We start from the raw sequence: 16,790 nt of genomic DNA, 5'->3' as shown, positions 1-16,790 counted from the left end.
GCATGCTGCGCGTGCTCATCGCCGACGACCAGGATCTCTTCCGCGCCGGGTTCGGCCTGATCCTGGGTGCTCAGCCGGACATGCTGGTGGTGGGCGAGGCGTCCGACGGTGACGAGGCGATCGCGCTGGCTGGGCGGCTGCGTCCGGACGTGGTCCTGATGGACGTGCGGATGCCGAACAGGAACGGCATCGAGGCCACCAGGGAGATCTGCGCGACCACCTCCGCCAAGGTGCTCGTCCTGACCATGTTCGACCTGGACGAATACGTCTACGACGCCGTCCGCGCAGGCGCCAGCGGCTTCCTGCTCAAGGACATCCGCCGCGACGAGCTGGCGCACGCGGTGCGCACCGTGGCCGCCGGTGAGGCGTTGCTGGCGCCCGCCGCCACCCGCAGGCTGCTGGAGAACCTGGTCAGACGGCCGGCTCACGACCCGATGCCACGGCTGGCCGGACGGCTGGAGGCGCTCACCGAGCGGGAACGCGAAACGCTCAGGCTGGTCGCCCGCGGACTGTCCAACGCCGAGATCGCCGCCGCGCTCGTGGTCACCGAGCACACGGTCAAGACGCACGTCAGCCGCATCCTGACCAAGCTGGACCTGCGGGACCGGGTGCAGGCGGCGGTGTTCGCCTACGAATGCGGCCTCGTGGTCGCCGGTGAGAGTGACATCGGAGATCACACTCACGACTGACGCGCCACCAGGGTGGCCGCGAGCAGCATCGTCGGCATGAAACGTGTCCCGATCGCGCTCGCCGCGGCCCTCGCCTCGGCTGTCCTGCTGCACTTCGGCACCGGGCTGCACCCCGTGGCCTGGCTGACGTGGCTCGCTCCCTTGCCCGTGCTGCTCGCCGCCCCCCGGGTCAGGGGCGGCTCGGCCTTCGCCGCGGGCGCCCTCGCCTGGCTCGGCGGGCAACTGCAGTGGTGGCCGTACTTCACCGGGACGATCGAGACGCCCGTCCCGGTGGCGGCCGGTCTTCTCGCCGGACCGGCGCTGCTGTACGGCCTCGGCGTGCTGCTTCACCGTTCGCTGCTGGCCAGGCGGCGGCCGCTGTCGGCCGTGCTCGCCGTACCGGCGCTGTGGGTCGGCGTCGAATACCTGATGGCGCTGGCCGGACCGCACGGCGCCTGGTGGAGCCTGGCATACACGCAGGCCGACGTGCTGCCCGTCGTGCAGACGGCCTCCGTCGCCGGCGTCTGGGGGATCACCTTCCTGCTCCTGCTCGTGCCCGCCGCCGTGGCCGCGCTTCTCGCACCGGGCGCGACCCGCCGGCTCCCTGTCGCGGTGACCGCGGGCGCGCTGGTGGCGCCGGCCCTGGCGTACGGCCTCGTGCGGCTCGGCACCGGCCAGGACGGCGGGCAGCACCGCGAAGTCGCGCTGATCTCCACCGACAACCCGCTCGGCACCGCGGAACCGGACACCCCGCAGGGGCGCGACCTGCTCCGGCGCTACGGCCGGGCCGTCGAGGCGGCCGCCGCCCGCGGTGCCGGGATCGCGGTGCTGCCGGAGGCGACGTTCGGGGCGGCCACCGCCCGCCTGCCGCTGGCCAGGCCGGGAGTGACGGTCGTCGCCGGCGTCGCGCTCCGCACCGGCGCGACGCGGACCAACAGCGCGCTGGTCTACCCGTCCGGCGCCCGCTACGACAAGCACCACATGATTCCCGGCTTGGAGTCGGAGTTCACGTCCGGCAGCACGCTGACCATGCTCGGCCCGACGACGGGCCTGATCATCTGCAAGGACCTCGACTTCCCCTGGCTGGTCCGGCAGTACCGCCAGGCCGGCGCGACGGCGCTGCTCGCCCCCGCCTGGGACTTCGACGACGACGCCTGGCTGCACAGCCGCATGGCGATGGTCCGCGGGGTGGAGAGCGGGTTGTCGGTGGTCCGCGTGGCCCGCCAGGGCTTCCTCACGGTGAGCGACACCCGGGGACGGGTGCTGGCCGAAGGCCGCAGCGGCGAATCCGGCGTGGAGACGGTGTTCGCGGCGCTGCCGCAGCAGGGCGCCTCGACCGTCTACACCAGCCTGGGCGACTGGGCCGCCTGGTCCTCGGTCGCGATGCTGCTCGTCGCACTCGCCGGACTCCGCATCGCCGCCCCGCACAGGATGCCGGATCAGCAGCCTTTGGCGGGCTGAACCCGCACGATCTTCCCACGGACGGGAGGCGCCCTGTCACGACCGGGGATCTGATCAGGACACCGAGGTCAGGTGGCCGTATCTGGACAGGGCCGTGGCCAGGTCGCCGGATTCGCCACGGAGGACCGCGTCCAGGAAGGCGACGGTGGCCTCCGCGGTGATGCGCGGCCCGGCGGTCCGGCCGAGCGAGCCGACGAGCGCGGGCAGGGGCGGCAGGAAGAGCGGGGCGTCGGTGAAGGTGAGGTGCGCCGTGCCGGGGACGGTGAGCCGGTAGCTCGTCGCCGTGCTGAGCTGAAGCACCCGCGTGAGGCGCGGGATGTATTCCGGCGTCTCGCCCGGTTCGACGTCGTGGGTGAGCGCGAGCACGGGCTGGTGGAACGGTCGCGTCACGGGGTCGCGGGGGAAGCCGTCCAGGTCGATGACGGCTGCGAACCGAGGGTCCTGGCGGGCGGCCTGCAGGGCGGCGGCGCCTCCGAGGGAGTGGCCGGTCGCCGCGGCGCGGCGGGTGTCGAGCCGCCCGGTCAGGAGGCCGGGGATCTCTCCACGGTCCAGGCGGCCGAGCTGGGTGAGCACGAAGCTGAGATCGGCGGCCCGGACCGCCGTCCACCCGGCCGCGCGCCTGTCGTCCTCCGTCTGGTCGCCGGTGGCCGCGACCCGGGTGCGGATCGTCCGGCCGTCGGTGAGGGTGACGACGGCCGAGTCGTACGGGTGGTCGAGGGCCGCCACGACGTACCCGCGGCCGGCCAGTTCCTCGGCCCAGGCGGTGTTCTGGGTACGCACGCCGCCGAGCCCGGGCGAGAACAGCACCACGGGGAACCGGCCGCCGCCGCCGGCCACCGGCGCATCGGGCACCGAGTTCGTGCGGGCGCGTGGCGGCTCGTCGAGGATGAAGCCCGGAAGGCCCAGATAGTCGGCCTCACCACGGGCGACGAGCTGTGCTTCTCGCATGGTGCGGCCGAGGTACCGGGCCCGCTGGGCGGCCGGGGGAGCGTCCTGCGCGGGATACCAGAGCTGGACGACGACCGTCCGCTTGTCATCGGTCCGGGACGTGGCGTTCTCCGCGCGATCAGGGTCGCTCCATTGCACGACGGTGGTGCCGACGGCGTAGGCGCCCGACGGCTCGGGGAACACGGGCACGGGCAGCGCCCACGCCGCCACCGCGCCCGCGAGGATCAGGGCCAGGCAGGCCGCCGATCCCGGCAGGGCCAGCCACCATCGAGCCCGCCGTACGGGCCGTCCGGCCCGCCGTCGCAGCAGTGAAGGAGCAGCGAACGCCAGCGCGATGGCCCCTCCCGCGAGGACGGGGAGGAGTTGCCAGCGGATCCCGAGCACGGCCAGCACGGTCGCGGACACCGCGAGGAGCGCCGCGCCGGCCAGTGTCGAGAGGTGGCGCGCCCTGGGCGGCAGCCAGCGAGCCGGCACCAGTGCGACTGCGGATGCCAAGGCCACGAGCTCTACGGGGGAGAGCCCGAACACGGTCACGTTCATGTGATCACCGTGGCGGAACGACCCCGACCGGACATCGGGCCCAGTACCGAGAGTCGCCTGCGACCCCGGTATGACCCTTCGCGCCCCGTCTGCGACTGTGGGCTGATCTCTGCTCACCGGAAGATGTGGATGTTCTCCCGGACCCAGTCGTCAAGGGTCAGCGGCGGCCGGCCGGTGAGCCTTTGGACGGTGTCGAAGATCTGCCGGTCCCAGGCGGTCGATTGGCGCTTGAGCTCCAGCAGCGCCTCCAGCCGAGGCCCCGACCAGCCGAGGCGGTCGAATTCCGCCCGGGTTTCGGACGGCGTGCGTTCGACGAGCTTGATCGGGTGGCCGAGCACCTGGCCGACGATGTCGGCCTGGTCCCGGGGCGAGAGGGCCCGGCCGCCGGTGAGGGTGTACGCCTGGCCGTCGTGGCCGGGCGTGGTGAGGACGTGCGCGGCGACGGCCGCGATGTCGCGGGGATGGATCATCGCGGAGACGGGGTCGCCTTGGGTGACGTACATGGTGTGCTCGGCGGCGATGGCCGGGGCGTAGCCGTACAGGTAGACCATGAAGGTGCCGGGGCGCAGGATCGTCCACGGCAGGCCGGAGTCCATGATGACCTGTTCGCCGAGCCGGTGGCCGGTGCTGATGGGGTCGGTGGCGTCGAAGGTGACGCCGCTGGTGGACAGCTTGACCAGATGGGACGCCCCGGCCCGGGCCGCCGCGGCGACCAGGTTGCGTTCCTGGACGGGACCGTCGGGGCCGTAGCCGGGCGGCAGGACGAAGACCTTGTCGACGCCGTCGAGTGCGGCGTCGAGGGTGTCGGGCCGGTCGAAGTCACCGGTGGCGACCTCGACGCCGGCGGGGAACGTGGCCTTGGCGGGATCGCGGGTCATGGCCCGGACGGGGACGTTCCGGCCGGCGAGCAGGGCGAGGAGTTCGGAGCCGACCGTGCCGGTGGCGCCGGTGACGAGGAACATGAGAGGTCCTTTCTCGGAGTTCAGGAACGGGAGAGCTTGACGTCGGGGAGGAACAGGGACAGGGCCAGCCCGATCGACGCGATCGCGATGGAGCACCGGGCCGGCGTCGATCACCGCGCGCAGCAGCCCGATCGGCGCGAACAGGACCATGCTCGCGAGGGGATGGTGGCGCCGGCGGGCGCGGTCACGGCAGGTGCGGAAGAACGGGAAGTCACGAAGATCCTGGCGATCAGAGAAGCAAGCTCCGGCGGAGCCTGCGAACGAACGGAAGAACATCGGCCCTGAACGGGCGACGGAGATGGGATCGGTCAGGCGTGAACCTGACGCGAACCGGCCTGCTCGGCCCTCTCAACCCTGATCCACCCGCTCGCGGGCTTGTCGATCAAGGTCCTTCATGTGTTCGTCTGTTCTCGAGGCTCCCGATTGATCGCCAGGATGCGGAAAGTCCGGAGTTGATCAACCGGACGGCGGCGACGCTAACACTCCAGGCCGGGGCGCTGCAACTTCGGACCGGCCGGTGAACGTCCGCAGACCCGCCGGACCGCCCTGGACGGCGGGGTGGCCGATGGCGTCCGGGGAACGGCGTGCGCGGGTGGCTAGCCGAGGAACGCCGTCCGGTTCTCCTCGGCCCAGGAGGCGAACGTCCGCGCGGGCGTCCCGGTCAGTTCCTCCACGAGCGAGGTGAGCTCGATCGGCCGGCCGTCGCAGCCCTTCCAGTAGTCCAGCAGGGCGTCCGCGAGGGTCGCGTCCATGTACTGCGCCATTTCGGCCTTCCACTCCTGCCTGGTGACGGGTGTGATCGCGATGTCCCGCCCGGTGACGCGCGAGAGGGTCTCGACCTGGTCGGTGAACGTGAGCGACTGCGGTCCGGTCAGCCTGTACGTCCTGCCGCCGAGGGCGGGGTCGGCCAGGACGGCAGCCGCCACCGCCGCGATGTCCGCCTCGTGGATGGCGTCGACGTGCGCGTGCGGGTAGGGCAGGGTGATCGGCCTCCCCGACTTGATCGCCCAGGACCATGCCATCGCGTTGCCGCAGAAGGTGCCGGGCCGCAGAACGGTGCTCGGCACGGGTGAGGCGGCCAGGGCGCGTTCGGAGACGAGATGCGAGGCGGCCAAGGGGCTGCTGTCGGGGTCGGGCGTGAGCACGGCAGCAGAGGACAGCAGCACGACGTGCTCGACCCCGGCGGCCTCGGCCGCCGCGGCGAACTCCTGCGCGTGTGACGGTTCGGCGTAGAGGAAGACCGAGGTCACGCCTGCGAGCGCGGGAGCGAAGGTGGTCGGGTCGCCCAGGTCGCACCTGACGACGGACGGGTCGGCGGGGGCCTTGGAGGCCGGTCGTACGGGCAGGCCCTGCTCGCGCAGGAGGCCGATGAGCGCGGTCGCGACAGCGCCGCGAGCGCCCGTGACAAGAGTGGTCATGTCAGTACAGATCCCCTCACAGGCGCTCGCCACCTTGAGCGCGGCGCCTGTCGATAGAATGAAGGCGTGACACAGAAGTTGTGTCGCGCAAGTATTGCGTGACGCACATTATGAGGAGGATGGAGCCGCCCGTGTCAAACCGAGCCGAGACACTCAAGCGCATCAGCGACGAGAGTCAGCGCCACTACGCGGCCTACACGCTGTTCAACCAGGCCATGGCCGACCGGCTCGGCCTCCATCCCACCGACCTGCAATGCGTGGCCCTGCTGGATCTGGAGGACGGGCCGATCAGCACCGGTGAGATCGCCCGCCTGGCCGGTCTCACCCCGGGATCGGCCACCCGCCTGGTCGACCGCCTGGACAAAGCAGGTCTCGTCGTACGGCACGCCGACCCGGCCGACCGCAGGCGCGCCCTGGTCGCCCTGTCCCCGGAGGCCCGCGCCCGGATCGGTTCGGCCTGGGACGTCCCGGGCAGGGCGTTCGTCGAGATGCTCGACCACTACGACGACGACGCGCTGGCCCTGATCGCCGACTACCTCCACCGGGCCGCTTCGGTGGGCCGCGCGCAGGCGCAGCGCCTCACGGCTTCCACCTAGGGTCTGCTTCGGCCACCCGGCCGCCCCGAGACCCCGTTCGGCAGGACGGTGAAAGCATGGTCTAGCGTGATCGCCATGAAGGCGGCAGCTCGGTATCTGTACTGGTTGGCGTGGGCGCAGAAGGGCCGGGTCGCGCTGGGTGCGACACTGGGCACCCTGTGGACGGTCGGCCTCACGCTCCCGCCGTACCTGCTGTCCAGGGCGATCGACGACAACCTGGCGCCCGGCTGGGTCCTGGCGCTGCTCGGCTCCGGCCTCGCCAACGCCTGGCTGGCGATGATGCGGCACCGCACGATGACCAAGATCCGGATGGACGCCAACTTCCGCACGGTGCGCGCCCTGGTGGAGCAGATCAACACTCTCGGCGCGGACCTGACCAAGCGCACCTCGGCAGGCGAGGTCGTGACGATCGGCATCGGCGACGTCATCACGATCGCCGCCACGCTGACGGTGACCGGTCCCGGGGTGGGCGCGGTGATCAGCTACGGGGTGGTGGCGGCGCTGCTGCTCCAGGTCTCCGTGGTGCTGGCCGTGGTGGTGCTGCTCGGCGTGCCGGTGCTGGCGATCGTGCTCGGGCCGCTGCTCGGGCGGCTGATGAAGGTGCAGAACGGCTACCGCGAGAGCCAGGGCAGACTGACCACCCGGCTGGTGGACCTGATCGAGGGGCTGCGGGTGCTCAACGCGTTCGGCGGCAAGGACGCCTACGCCGAGCGTTACCTCGCCGACTCGGCGCGCCTGCGCGAGCAGGGTTACCGAGTGGCGTCGCTGACGAGCTGGATCGGCGCGCTGGGCGTCGGGCTGCCCGCGCTGTTCCTGGCAGCAGTGACGTGGCTGGGCGCCAGGCTGGCCGCAGACGGCGCGATCACGGTGGGCGAGCTGGTCGGCGTCTACGGATACATCGCCATGCTGGTGGTCCCCGTTTCGTTCTTCATCGAGGGCAGCTTTCAGATCAGCCACGGCCTGGTCGCCGCCCGGCAGGTCACCCGCTTCCTCGCGCTACGGCCCGGCGACCGCCCCCGATCCCTCGGGACGATGGAGATCACGCCGGGAAGCCTTGTGGGGCTGGTCAGCGCCCGCCCCGAGGAGAGCGTGGCGCTGCTGGAGAGCCTCGGCGGCTTCGACGGCACCTCTTTGATCGCCGACCACGACGCCGCGCTGTTCGCCGGCACGCTGCGCGAGGTGCTGCAGGGCCGGGGCGCGGCCGACGACGAGACCATCCGTCGCGCCGTCACCGTCGCCGCCGCCCAGGACGTGGTCGCCGGACTGCGCCACGGGCTGGACTCCATGATCGAACCGGCCGGGCGCAACCTGTCGGGCGGCCAGCGGCAGCGGGTGCGCCTGGCCAGGGCACTGGTGGCCGATCCCGAGGTGCTGCTGGCGGTGGAGCCCACCTCCGCGCTGGACGCGCACACCGAATCCCTGCTCGCGCAGCGCCTTCGTGCGGCGCGCGCCGGCCGTACGACGGTCGTCGCCACCACGTCGCCGCTGCTGCTCGCCCATACCGACCAGGTCGTCCTGATCGAGGACGGCCGGGTGTCCGCGACCGGCACCCACCGCGACCTGCTGGAATCCAGCGACGAGTACCGGACGGTGGTGTCATGATCCGCGACCTCCCCGTCGCCGACCGCAAGCACGTGCGGCAGGCGGCCCTGCGACTGATCCGCCGCGACGTCCCCGGGTTCACCGCCACCCTCCTCCTCAACGGCCTGGCGGCGTCCGCGGCCCTGGTCAGCCCGTGGCTGCTGGGCCGCATCATCGACACCATCTCCGCCGGCGGCGCCATCGACGTCCTGGCCGCGGTCGCCGTGGGCGGGGCGCTGCTGCAGCTCATCCTGTCCCGGTATGCCGAGAAGGTCGGCACCCGCTTCAGCGAGCGCACCCAGGAGCACATCCGCCAGGAGTTCCTCGACCGGGTGCTCGCCCTGCCCGCCGCCACGGTCGAGCACATCCGCACCGGAGACCTGACCGCCCGTGGCACCACGGACGTCGGCGTGGTCGGGCGCACCCTGCGCGACGCCGCCCCGGCCGTGCTGATCTCCTCCCTGCAGGCACTCTTCCTCGTCGTGGCCGTCTTCCTGGTCGACCCGCTGATGGGAGCCTGCGGTCTGGTCGCGCTCGCCGGCGTCGCGGCCGCCTCCCGCTGGTACCTGCGCCGTGCCCGCGACGCCTACCTGGAGGAGGGCGCCGCCCGCTCGGAACTGGCCGAACACCTGGCCGCCAACGCCGCCGGCGCCCGCACCATCGAAGCACTCGGCCTCCAGGACCGGCGGACCAGCGCCGCCGAGCGGGTGATCGAGCGCGGGCGGGTCGCCCAGCTCAGAACCCTCTTCCTGCGCGGCGTCCTCTGGCCGTCGGTGGAGGTCTCCGCTCTGCTCCCTCCGGTCCTGGTCCTGCTGCTCGGCGGAGTCCTGCTGGACAGCGGCCAGGTCACCCTCGGCGCCGTGGTCTCCTCCGTGCTCTACCTTCGCCAGCTCCAGCAGCCCGTCGAGACCATCCTCATCTGGATGGAACAGCTGCAGAGCAGCGGCGCCTCCTTCGCCCGGCTCGAAGGACTCCGGACCCCGGCGGCGCGGGCCGACGTGACCGCCCCTGACCCCCAGGACGACCACATCGTGGCGACCGGCGTGCACTTCGCCTACGAATCCACCGACGACGTCGTCACCGGCGTGGACCTGACCGTGCGGCCCGGCGAGCACCTGGCCGTCGTCGGCCCTTCGGGAGCCGGCAAGTCCACGCTCGGCAAGCTGCTGGCCGGCATCGACCGCCCCCGCCTCGGCACGGTCACCGTCGGCTCGGTCCCCGTCGCCGACCTGTCTCCCGCCCAGCTCCGCAAGCACGTCGTGCTGGTCACCCAGGAGCAGCACCTGTTTCTCGGCACCGTCCGCGACAACCTGCAGCCGGCCGACCCCAATGCCGACGACAACCAGATGGAGAAGGCCCTGGCGGTCGTCGGCGCGGACTGGGTCACCTCACTGGACGACGAGCTCGGTTCGCAGTCCTCCGGCACCGAACTCGGCCCCGACCGGGTGCAGCAGCTCGCCCTGGCCCGGGTCGTCCTGGCCGACCCGCACACCGTCATCCTCGACGAGGCCACCGCCATGCTCGACCCGCGTACGGCCCGTCGCGCCGAACGGTCGCTGGCGGCGGTGCTGGACGGACGCACGGTGATCGCGATCGCGCACCGGCTGCACACGGCGCGGGACGCGGACCGGGTGGTGGTGATGGAGGCCGGACGCGTCGTGGAGGTCGGCGCGCACGACGAGCTGGTCGCGGCCGGCGGGGTCTATCAGTCGTTGTGGAGGGCTCACACCCCTGAGTCATCGCTCTGACCTGCGAGATCGGTGAATCCGCGTGCACGACACCGACGTGTGCGAGCGAGAGCAGTCGGTGTGTCCGTCTCGCGTCCTTCTGCCGGTACGTCGGGACAGGAAACTGCGGACGGCGGCCGGCGGTCAGGGCCGCCGTCACGCGAGCGGAGGAGGGGCCACACGCCGACGCCGGGCCGGTCCCGCGCTCCCCGGAGCCTGAGTGGCCGCCCCTCGCGCACCGGGACCGATGGCTGTCGTGGGTTCCAATCCTCTGCCTACGCCTCGTTCCCGCGGGCGAAACTTGCCCGAGTGGCGCAGGCAACCTCCTGAGGCGCTCAGGCGTATGGGTGGGGGACGTCACTTCGCATCTCTGGAGGAAACCCATGAAGCTCGCGACCGCCCCGGTCCGGCCGCTGATCGCCCTCGGCACCGGCCTGGCCGCCGTGGGCGCCGCCGCCCTGCTGGGCCTGCCAGGCGTCGTGAAGGCACCGGAGACACGGCTCGCGGCCGCCGCGTCGGCTCCGGCGGAAGGCGCCTACTGGCATACGAGGGTGCTGACCCGGCGCACCGGTCCCCGCCAGATGGGCAGCGGCGCGAATCGCTACTGGGTGGTGGAGCAGACGCTCAACGAGGAATGGACCGCGCCCGACGGCAAGGCCTGGTTCGGGTACCGGACGGCGGGGGCGTACCCGAAGAGCGCGGCGGACCGGAAGGCGTGGCGTCGTGACGGCTCGCCGGCCAGGTGGACCCGCACGGCCGACGGGCAAGTCGTGAAGCTGTCGACCGAGCCGGACAAGGGCCGCGTCGGGCCCGTACGGGGCAAGGACGACACGTTCTTTCTGGCCGGTCAGCGGCTGACGTACGACGAGGTCCAGCGACTGCCCGCGGACCCGAACGCGTTGAAGTCCTGGCTCTCCAAGGCCGCGCGGGTCTCACGGGTCAGTCAGAACAGCATGGACGAGTTCATCGCCGGGGCGCTGCTGGAGATGCTCTATCGGCTTCCGACGCCCAAGAACGTCCGCGCCGCGGCCTATCAGAGCTTGCTGACGATACCCGCTGTCCGTTCGCGGGGAGAGTCCAAGGACAGCATGGGCAGAGCGGGCGCGGCCCTGTCGATCGACCACCCGAAGGTCGTTCAGCGGAACGGACTGACGATCAAGGACAAGACCGACCTGATCGTGGACACCGGCACGATGCTTCTGCTGTCCGAGAGCCAGACGAGCGCGATCAGGGGCAAGCTGTCCCTCGACGAGACCAGCACCCACACCGTGCTCGCGGCCGGCTGGACCAACACCGCGCCGGCCGTGCCCGCCCTGCCGTAGCGACGCGCGTGGGGGAGCTCATCACTCCGCGCTCGCGTCGGGATCGATACTCGCACCGTCCGCCGGCGGATCGACTGCGTCGGCATGAAACAGACCCCCATCCGTCTCCGGACCGCGTGACTGAGCACGCGGTCCGGGACGTGGTTCATCGCGTCATGCGGAGGCCGCGTCGGAGTGGACTCCCTGGTCAAGCAGGGCGTTGATCATCTCCTGGAGTCGGTCGCGTCCGACGGTGCCGAGTGCACCGGACAGGGCCTGGGCGAGCTTGTCGAACGGGTCGTCCATCGGCAGCTCCTTCACCTTCTCGGCCAGTTCCTCCACGCCCCACAGCCCGTCTTTGTGGATGTGGCCGCCGAGGGACCAGCCATGATTGACCGTGACCGTTCCGCCTCGTACCGACAACACCTGGCCGGTGAGCGGGCAGGCTGCGCCGGCCAGGTAGGCGGCAACAGGTGCGCAGGCGGCCGGGTGCAGTGGGTCGAACCGGCCCGCCGGCGGTTCCTCGCTCATACCTGGAACGGCGAGAGTGAGGCGGGTCCGGGCCATCGAGGGCGAGATGCAGTTGACCCGCACGCCGTATCGGCCGAGTTCGAGGGCGGCCACGGTGGTCAGCGCCGCGACCCCGGCGTTGCCTGCCGCATAGGAGACCTGCGCGGGCAGCGGGTTGAGCAGCCCGGAGCCGGAGGAGGTGTTGACCACGGCGCGGTCGGCGTGGACCCCTGCCTGATGCCGGTCGCGCCAGTGGCGGGCCGCCCAGTGCGTCACCGCGAAGGTGCCCTTCAACTTGACGGCCACGACGTCGTCGAAGTCCTCCGCCGACAGGTCGGTCAGGCCCATGTTCCGTTCGATGGTCGCGTTGTTGACCACGACGTGCAGGTCGCCGAAGGACTCCAGAGCCGTCTCCACCATGCGGCGGGCGCCGTCCCAGTCGGTGACGCTGTCGGTGTTGGCCACGGCCTGTCCGCCGTGGGCGGTGATCTCTTCGACGACCTTCGCGGCTACGCCGACGTCGCCGCCCGTGCCGTCGATGGCGACGCCGGGGTCGTTGACAACGACCTTGGCCCCTTCGGCGGCGAAGAACAGCGCCTCTTCCCGCCCGATGCCGCGCCCTGCTCCGGTGATGAGGACGACGCGTCCGTCCAGACTTCCCATGAACGATCTCCTTCACTGACTGCAGTCTATGTAGTGATTCACAGTATGCATTAATTCAGAAGATGCAATAAACTGCCCTGCGTGATGGAGAAGCACGGACTGCGAGAGCGCAAGAAGCAGCGCACCCGGCAGGCACTCATCGAGGCGGCGGTGCGCCTGTTCGAGGCCAAGGGCTACGACCACGTGACGGTGGCCGAGATCGCCGACGCCGCGGAGGTGTCCCCCCGCACCTTCTTCCTCCACTTCCAGACCAGGGAGGATGTGCTTCTGGCCAATGCCGACGTGCGCGTCGATCTGGCGCTGCAGGCGATCGCCGAGCGCCGCGCCGGGGAACAGCTGTCCGAGGTGCTGGTGCGGGCGATGGACCAGATGATCGCCGATACCTGGGACAGCGACCTCCCCAGCGGGCTCGCGGCACTGCGGGCACGGCTCGCGGCCTCGGTGCCGGCGCTACAGGCCCGGCTGCTTCAGCGATACCTCACTGCGCAGGCCGAACTGGCCCAGGCTCTGCAGCGGGCATTCCCCGACAGGCTCGACACGATCACCGCCTCCGCCCTGGTCGGCGCGATGGTGGGCGCGATCAGCGCAGCCGCACTGACCGCGCTGCAGCGCGGCGACGGACCCGGCGAGGTACGGAACGCCATGCGGCAGGCCATGGCTTTGGTGGCGCAATCCGTCACCTGACCCCGTCCATCCGGCCATGTGCGGAAGCCGTAACCAGCTCGCGTGGGGGAGGCGAGTCACCCGCACAGGCGATCAATCGTCCTGGAGGCCAGGAGAAGGTGCAGGCATGGCGATGAAACTCGTGCATGCGGCCCCGGCCACCAGCGACACCGCACAACACTGGGGAGAGGTGGTCCCGAGCTGGATCCCGGTCATCGGCGGCAGACGTGTGCCGCCCATGGCGGCGGTCGTCCCTGCCGTGGCCGGTGGGCTGCTCTTGACTGCGGTCGCGGTCTGGATGGTGCTCTCCTGGGTCGGCGTCTCCGACAGCATCGCGTACGAGAATGGCTGGTGGCGGGCGCTGGCGATGATGTCCATCACCCCGACGGCGCTGTGGGGCCCGACAGTGCTCGCCCTGGCCTGCTCCTACCACCTGCGCCGCCGCCCCGCTCGCGGTTGAGAGGTCCCAACAGAATGATCTTTGTCGTGCCTTGCTCTCTCGCTGTAGCCGAGAGAGGAGCACGGGCTGCCGAGCCGAAGCCGTGGGAGGTCAGTGACGAGCTGTGGGCTGTGATGAGCCGCTGTTACCCCATTGTCAGCGGCGTTTCCGTCATCCAGGGCGCAGGCGGCTGGATGACGGGCCGGCCTTGCGGGGGTGTCCGGACGGCGCCCGGTCCCGGCCCGCCGCCGGCGGCCGGCGACAGCTGCCCGCACACCGGCCGCGCTCGCGTCCTGCTGGAGAAGTACGCCGGGCTCGAATCTGCACCGGCTGCGCCGGTCTGCAGCCACCCACCTCGGCGACGCCGAGATCCCGCTGCAGCTCATCATGGACAAGACCCGGCACAAGAACCCTCGCACCGCCATGCGCCACGTCAAACCCGGCGCCGAGGCCATCGCCAAGGTCACCGAGGTCCTGGCACCCCGCCGCCGTACCCACTGATCATGACGGGCGGCTGGCTGGAGCTGTAGGAGTCCGGGCCATCACGTCACGGATCACCAACTGGCGAGGAAGCCCCAGGTCGCTACCGCTGATTCCGGCACTCAGCTCCTCGAAGGCCGACGACCGTGGCTCCGGCACGGCGCGCGATGCATGGTTCGTGCTGGTGTGGCTGTCACCAGGGCACCGTTCCGGCGTCGTCGAAGAACTGGCCGGTCGGTCCGTCGTCAGGCAGGGTTGCGAGGCGGATCGCGATGGCCGCGCCCTGTTGCGGTGTGCGGACGCCTTGGAAGCCGTTGAGGTCGGTGGCGGTGAAGCCGGGACAGCCGGAGTTGATCAGGATGTTGGTGCCGCTCAGTTCCTTGACGTACTGGATGGTGAGCGCGTTGAGGAAGGTCTTCGAGGCCAAGTAGGCGGCGGGAACCTGGCCCATGTCGATGCCCGGTGTGGTGTGCAGGGTGAGCGAGCCGACGCTGCTGGACATGTTGACGATCCGCGGTGACGCCGAGTCGCGCAGCATCGGCAGCATCGCGTTGGTGACCCGGATGACGCCGATCACATTGGTTTCCACGACAGCTCGCACGGTCGCGGGCTCGACCGTGGTCGGTGTCTGTGGCATCCCGCCGGTGATCGCGGCATTGTTGACCAGGACGTCGAGCCCTCCGGCATGGCCGGCGATGAGCTCGGCCGCGGCGGCGACACTTTCGTCGTCGGTGACGTCGAGCGGCACGGCGAACGCATCGGTTCCGGCCGCACGCAGCTTCTCGACCGCGGTGTCGCGGCGATGTCGATCCCTCGCGCCCACACCGACTCGCCAGCCAAGGGCGCCCAGGCCCGCGGCGATCTCGTATCCGATCCCCTTGTTCGCGCCGGTCACCAGCGCGATCGTCCGTTCACTCATGCCGTCGATCATGTTGCGGACTCGGGTGGGCGTCCAAGACCGGTCAGGTGGGCGACGATACCGCACGGGTATTGGTCAAGGTCAGCGCCGGATACGATGAGCCGGTGGAGACGCGGGAGTTGCGATACTTCGTCGCGGTAGCCGAGGAGTTGCACTTCGGGCGGGCGGCACGACGGCTCGCGATGGCGCAGCCGCCCCTGTCGCGGGCGATCCAGCAGCTGGAACGGCGGCTCGGAGTCGTGCTGCTGCACCGCACCGCTCGCGCCGTCGCCTTGACCGAGGCCGGGTCGGTGCTGCTCCGGGAGGCCCGGCTCGCGCTCGACGCGGTCGAAGCCGCCGAGCGCCGCACCCGCCGCGCCGCGGCCGACCGGCCCGGTGTGGTCCTGGCCACCAAGGCCGGGGCGTCCAGGGAACTGTTGTCGAAGCTGCTGCACGCCTACGCCGCTGAACCGGGCGCCGTGGCCGTCGAGGTGATGCTGTGCGGGCCGGGCGAGCCGGAACCGCTGCTGCGCACCGGGCGTGCCGACGTGGCTCTGCTCCACCGGCCCTACGACACGACAGCCGGATTCGACACCGAGGATCTGCACACCGAACAGCAGGTCGTGGTCCTGCCCAAGGGGCATCCCCTCGCCAACCGGGCGTATCTGTCGTTGGACGAGGTCAAGGCCCAGACGGACCTGCCCCTGCCGCGCTGGCCTGGACCGGGTGGCGGTCATCCGGACGGCCCCGGCCCGCAGGTGCGCGACCATACCCAACTGTTCCAGCTGATCGCCCTCGGGCTGGCCTGCGCCGTCGTGCCCGAGTCGCTCCGCGACCAGCTACGCGACGACCACGCCGTCGTGCCGGTGCCGGACGCCCCGGCCGTCACGACCGTCATCGCCTGGCCGCCGCACAGCAGATCCAGAGCCGTCGCCGACCTCGTCCGCACCGCGACCCGCGTATAGCCGAGTCCGGTCGGTGACGGGCGACAAGATCCGACCGCTCACGCCGGATTGACGAGGTTCAGCCGTGGCCACCACCGGCGACATCCAGGTGTGTGCAAGGGACCACGGATGATTCCCGGCGGCGGTGTTCCGATTCGCTCCGGAGACTCACGCAAGCGTTCGAGCGCGAGACTGCATGGAGCGAATGACGGCGACGTCGAGGCCGATCTGCTCGGCGAATGCCCCGGTGTCCCACGCAGGCGACCGTTTCGCCCTCGACCACGGTCCTGACCACCTCCTCGTGGATGTCAGGGGTGACCTTGGCGAAGAGCATCGACCACACTGGCCGGTCGATGATCACTGCACTGGCCGCCCGCCGCCCCGAGCGCGCACGCGGCGCATATCACCTGTTCGACGCCACACCGGCACTTCAAGCTCGCATCCACCAGTTGGTGTGGCGCGACCAGGAGCACGTCGTCGAAGCCCTGCTGACCGGAGTGCCCCGGACTCCCGAGGCCGAGTTCCGCGCGCGTGTCATCACCCACGCCGTCACCGGGACGATCCGCGTGGCGGTTGTCGCCTGGATCCAGTCCGGCCAGCGCAGCACCGTCGTCGCACATTGCGAACAAGCACTGACGTTCTTGCGCGAAGAGTTCGCTCACTGACGGGGTATTTCCGGAAGGAGCGCGACAATCGCGACGCAACTGCGGAGGTCACGAAGTACGAGGACGGCGAACGCCGTTGCATCGTTCAGCAGATCACCGACGAGTTCGGCGTCACCCGCCCCACCGGCTACCGACCTGCAACGCCGCCCTGGACCGGCGGGTGGCGATCACGCGAAGAAGGGCGCCGTGGATCAGCGTGCCGCCGCTGGACAAGCAGGAGTGGGCGGCCGCCCTGAAGGCGGAGATCTCCTGTCGGTGGGGCGATCGATCCGCTTGTCCAGGCATGGAGAGGTGATCGCGCGGGCCGTCGCCGGGGCCGGATGACC

The 16,790-nt window shown here is 71.0% G+C and carries 16 protein-coding genes; 11 read left to right on the top strand and 5 right to left on the bottom strand.

The features are described 5' to 3' along the window. Positions 1–2: 2 nt before the first annotated feature. Together ACWCSU_RS49005 and ACWCSU_RS49000 are read left to right on the top strand one after the other, a co-directional pair. Positions 3–689 carry a response regulator gene (locus ACWCSU_RS49005; protein ID WP_449943658.1) on the top strand — a complete coding sequence of 229 codons (687 nt, stop codon included), beginning with the start codon at positions 3–5 and terminating at the stop codon, positions 687–689. A 36-nt stretch (positions 690–725) separates the two neighbouring features. Further along, complete coding sequence (locus ACWCSU_RS49000; protein WP_449943655.1) at positions 726–2,129, top strand: hypothetical protein; 1,404 nt, start codon at positions 726–728, stop codon at positions 2,127–2,129. A 54-nt stretch (positions 2,130–2,183) separates the two neighbouring features. Here the strand turns inward: ACWCSU_RS49000 and ACWCSU_RS48995 are convergent, their stop codons facing one another. The 3 genes from ACWCSU_RS48995 to ACWCSU_RS48985 all read right to left on the bottom strand — a co-directional run bounded on the left by ACWCSU_RS48995 (position 2,184) and on the right by ACWCSU_RS48985 (position 5,997). After that, complete coding sequence (locus ACWCSU_RS48995; RefSeq protein WP_449943652.1) at positions 2,184–3,617, bottom strand: alpha/beta hydrolase; 1,434 nt, start codon at positions 3,615–3,617, stop codon at positions 2,184–2,186. A 113-nt stretch (positions 3,618–3,730) separates the two neighbouring features. Next, positions 3,731–4,579: an SDR family oxidoreductase gene (locus tag ACWCSU_RS48990; RefSeq protein ID WP_449943649.1), complete on the bottom strand. Its 849-nt coding sequence runs from the start codon at positions 4,577–4,579 to the stop codon at positions 3,731–3,733. A gap of 596 nt (positions 4,580–5,175) precedes the next feature. After that, positions 5,176–5,997 (bottom strand): NAD(P)H-binding protein, encoded by an 822-nt coding sequence (locus tag ACWCSU_RS48985; protein WP_449943646.1) that lies wholly within the window; start codon positions 5,995–5,997, stop codon positions 5,176–5,178. Positions 5,998–6,128: 131 nt separating this feature from the next. On the opposite strand from ACWCSU_RS48985, the gene ACWCSU_RS48980 reads away from it, so the two are divergent. From ACWCSU_RS48980 to ACWCSU_RS48965, 4 genes are all read left to right on the top strand, one after another. After that, complete coding sequence (locus ACWCSU_RS48980) at positions 6,129–6,593, top strand: MarR family winged helix-turn-helix transcriptional regulator (protein WP_449943643.1); 465 nt, start codon at positions 6,129–6,131, stop codon at positions 6,591–6,593. A 75-nt stretch (positions 6,594–6,668) separates the two neighbouring features. Then, the gene (locus ACWCSU_RS48975; RefSeq protein WP_449943640.1) at positions 6,669–8,195 is read left to right on the top strand and encodes an ABC transporter transmembrane domain-containing protein; all 1,527 of its coding nucleotides are present in this window, start codon (positions 6,669–6,671) and stop codon (positions 8,193–8,195) included. Then, positions 8,192–9,922: an ABC transporter ATP-binding protein gene (locus ACWCSU_RS48970; protein ID WP_449943638.1), complete on the top strand. Its 1,731-nt coding sequence runs from the start codon at positions 8,192–8,194 to the stop codon at positions 9,920–9,922. The genes ACWCSU_RS48975 and ACWCSU_RS48970 overlap by 4 nt, the downstream gene beginning before the upstream one ends. Before the next feature lie 362 nt (positions 9,923–10,284). Then, complete coding sequence (locus ACWCSU_RS48965; protein ID WP_449943635.1) at positions 10,285–11,223, top strand: hypothetical protein; 939 nt, start codon at positions 10,285–10,287, stop codon at positions 11,221–11,223. Between the two features lie 153 nt (positions 11,224–11,376). On the opposite strand, the gene ACWCSU_RS48960 is transcribed toward ACWCSU_RS48965, so the two are convergent. Beyond that, positions 11,377–12,375, bottom strand: coding sequence for an SDR family NAD(P)-dependent oxidoreductase (locus tag ACWCSU_RS48960; RefSeq protein WP_449943632.1), 999 nt, complete (start codon positions 12,373–12,375; stop codon positions 11,377–11,379). 84 nt (positions 12,376–12,459) lie between these two features. Between ACWCSU_RS48960 and ACWCSU_RS48955 the strand changes: the two genes are divergently transcribed. The 3 genes from ACWCSU_RS48955 (at position 12,460) to ACWCSU_RS48945 (ending at position 13,978) form a co-directional block, all read left to right on the top strand. Next, positions 12,460–13,059, top strand: a complete 600-nt coding sequence (locus tag ACWCSU_RS48955) for a TetR/AcrR family transcriptional regulator (RefSeq protein WP_449943718.1) — start codon at positions 12,460–12,462, stop codon at positions 13,057–13,059. A 106-nt stretch (positions 13,060–13,165) separates the two neighbouring features. Continuing rightward, positions 13,166–13,498 carry a hypothetical protein gene (locus tag ACWCSU_RS48950; RefSeq protein WP_449943629.1) on the top strand — a complete coding sequence of 111 codons (333 nt, stop codon included), beginning with the start codon at positions 13,166–13,168 and terminating at the stop codon, positions 13,496–13,498. 195 nt (positions 13,499–13,693) lie between these two features. Then, the gene (locus tag ACWCSU_RS48945) at positions 13,694–13,978 is read left to right on the top strand and encodes a hypothetical protein (RefSeq protein WP_449943626.1); all 285 of its coding nucleotides are present in this window, start codon (positions 13,694–13,696) and stop codon (positions 13,976–13,978) included. A gap of 172 nt (positions 13,979–14,150) precedes the next feature. On the opposite strand, the gene ACWCSU_RS48940 is transcribed toward ACWCSU_RS48945, so the two are convergent. Further along, entirely contained in the window at positions 14,151–14,888 is a 738-nt protein-coding gene (locus ACWCSU_RS48940) for an SDR family oxidoreductase (protein ID WP_449943623.1), read from the bottom strand. A gap of 92 nt (positions 14,889–14,980) precedes the next feature. Here ACWCSU_RS48940 and ACWCSU_RS48935 point away from each other — a divergent pair, with 92 nt between their 5' ends. After that, entirely contained in the window at positions 14,981–15,820 is an 840-nt protein-coding gene (locus ACWCSU_RS48935) for a LysR family transcriptional regulator (RefSeq protein WP_449943620.1), read from the top strand. Positions 15,821–16,119: 299 nt separating this feature from the next. After that, positions 16,120–16,464, top strand: coding sequence for a hypothetical protein (locus tag ACWCSU_RS48930; protein ID WP_449943617.1), 345 nt, complete (start codon positions 16,120–16,122; stop codon positions 16,462–16,464). Positions 16,465–16,790 lie beyond the last annotated feature (326 nt).

This window comes from Nonomuraea sp. NPDC001699 (genome assembly GCF_053596455.1).
This window is presented reverse-complemented; position numbering and strand designations above follow the sequence as displayed.

Coding starts and splice junctions, on each gene's coding strand:
- ACWCSU_RS49005 (WP_449943658.1), top strand. CDS start 3: ATGCTGCGCGTGCTCATCGCCGACGACCAGGATCTCTTCCGCGCCGGG.
- ACWCSU_RS49000 (WP_449943655.1), top strand. CDS start 726: ATGAAACGTGTCCCGATCGCGCTCGCCGCGGCCCTCGCCTCGGCTGTC.
- ACWCSU_RS48995 (WP_449943652.1), bottom strand. CDS start 3,617: ATGAACGTGACCGTGTTCGGGCTCTCCCCCGTAGAGCTCGTGGCCTTG.
- ACWCSU_RS48990 (WP_449943649.1), bottom strand. CDS start 4,579: ATGTTCCTCGTCACCGGCGCCACCGGCACGGTCGGCTCCGAACTCCTC.
- ACWCSU_RS48985 (WP_449943646.1), bottom strand. CDS start 5,997: ATGACCACTCTTGTCACGGGCGCTCGCGGCGCTGTCGCGACCGCGCTC.
- ACWCSU_RS48975 (WP_449943640.1), top strand. CDS start 6,669: ATGAAGGCGGCAGCTCGGTATCTGTACTGGTTGGCGTGGGCGCAGAAG.
- ACWCSU_RS48970 (WP_449943638.1), top strand. CDS start 8,192: ATGATCCGCGACCTCCCCGTCGCCGACCGCAAGCACGTGCGGCAGGCG.
- ACWCSU_RS48965 (WP_449943635.1), top strand. CDS start 10,285: ATGAAGCTCGCGACCGCCCCGGTCCGGCCGCTGATCGCCCTCGGCACC.
- ACWCSU_RS48960 (WP_449943632.1), bottom strand. CDS start 12,375: ATGGGAAGTCTGGACGGACGCGTCGTCCTCATCACCGGAGCAGGGCGC.
- ACWCSU_RS48955 (WP_449943718.1), top strand. CDS start 12,460: ATGGAGAAGCACGGACTGCGAGAGCGCAAGAAGCAGCGCACCCGGCAG.
- ACWCSU_RS48950 (WP_449943629.1), top strand. CDS start 13,166: ATGGCGATGAAACTCGTGCATGCGGCCCCGGCCACCAGCGACACCGCA.
- ACWCSU_RS48940 (WP_449943623.1), bottom strand. CDS start 14,888: ATGATCGACGGCATGAGTGAACGGACGATCGCGCTGGTGACCGGCGCG.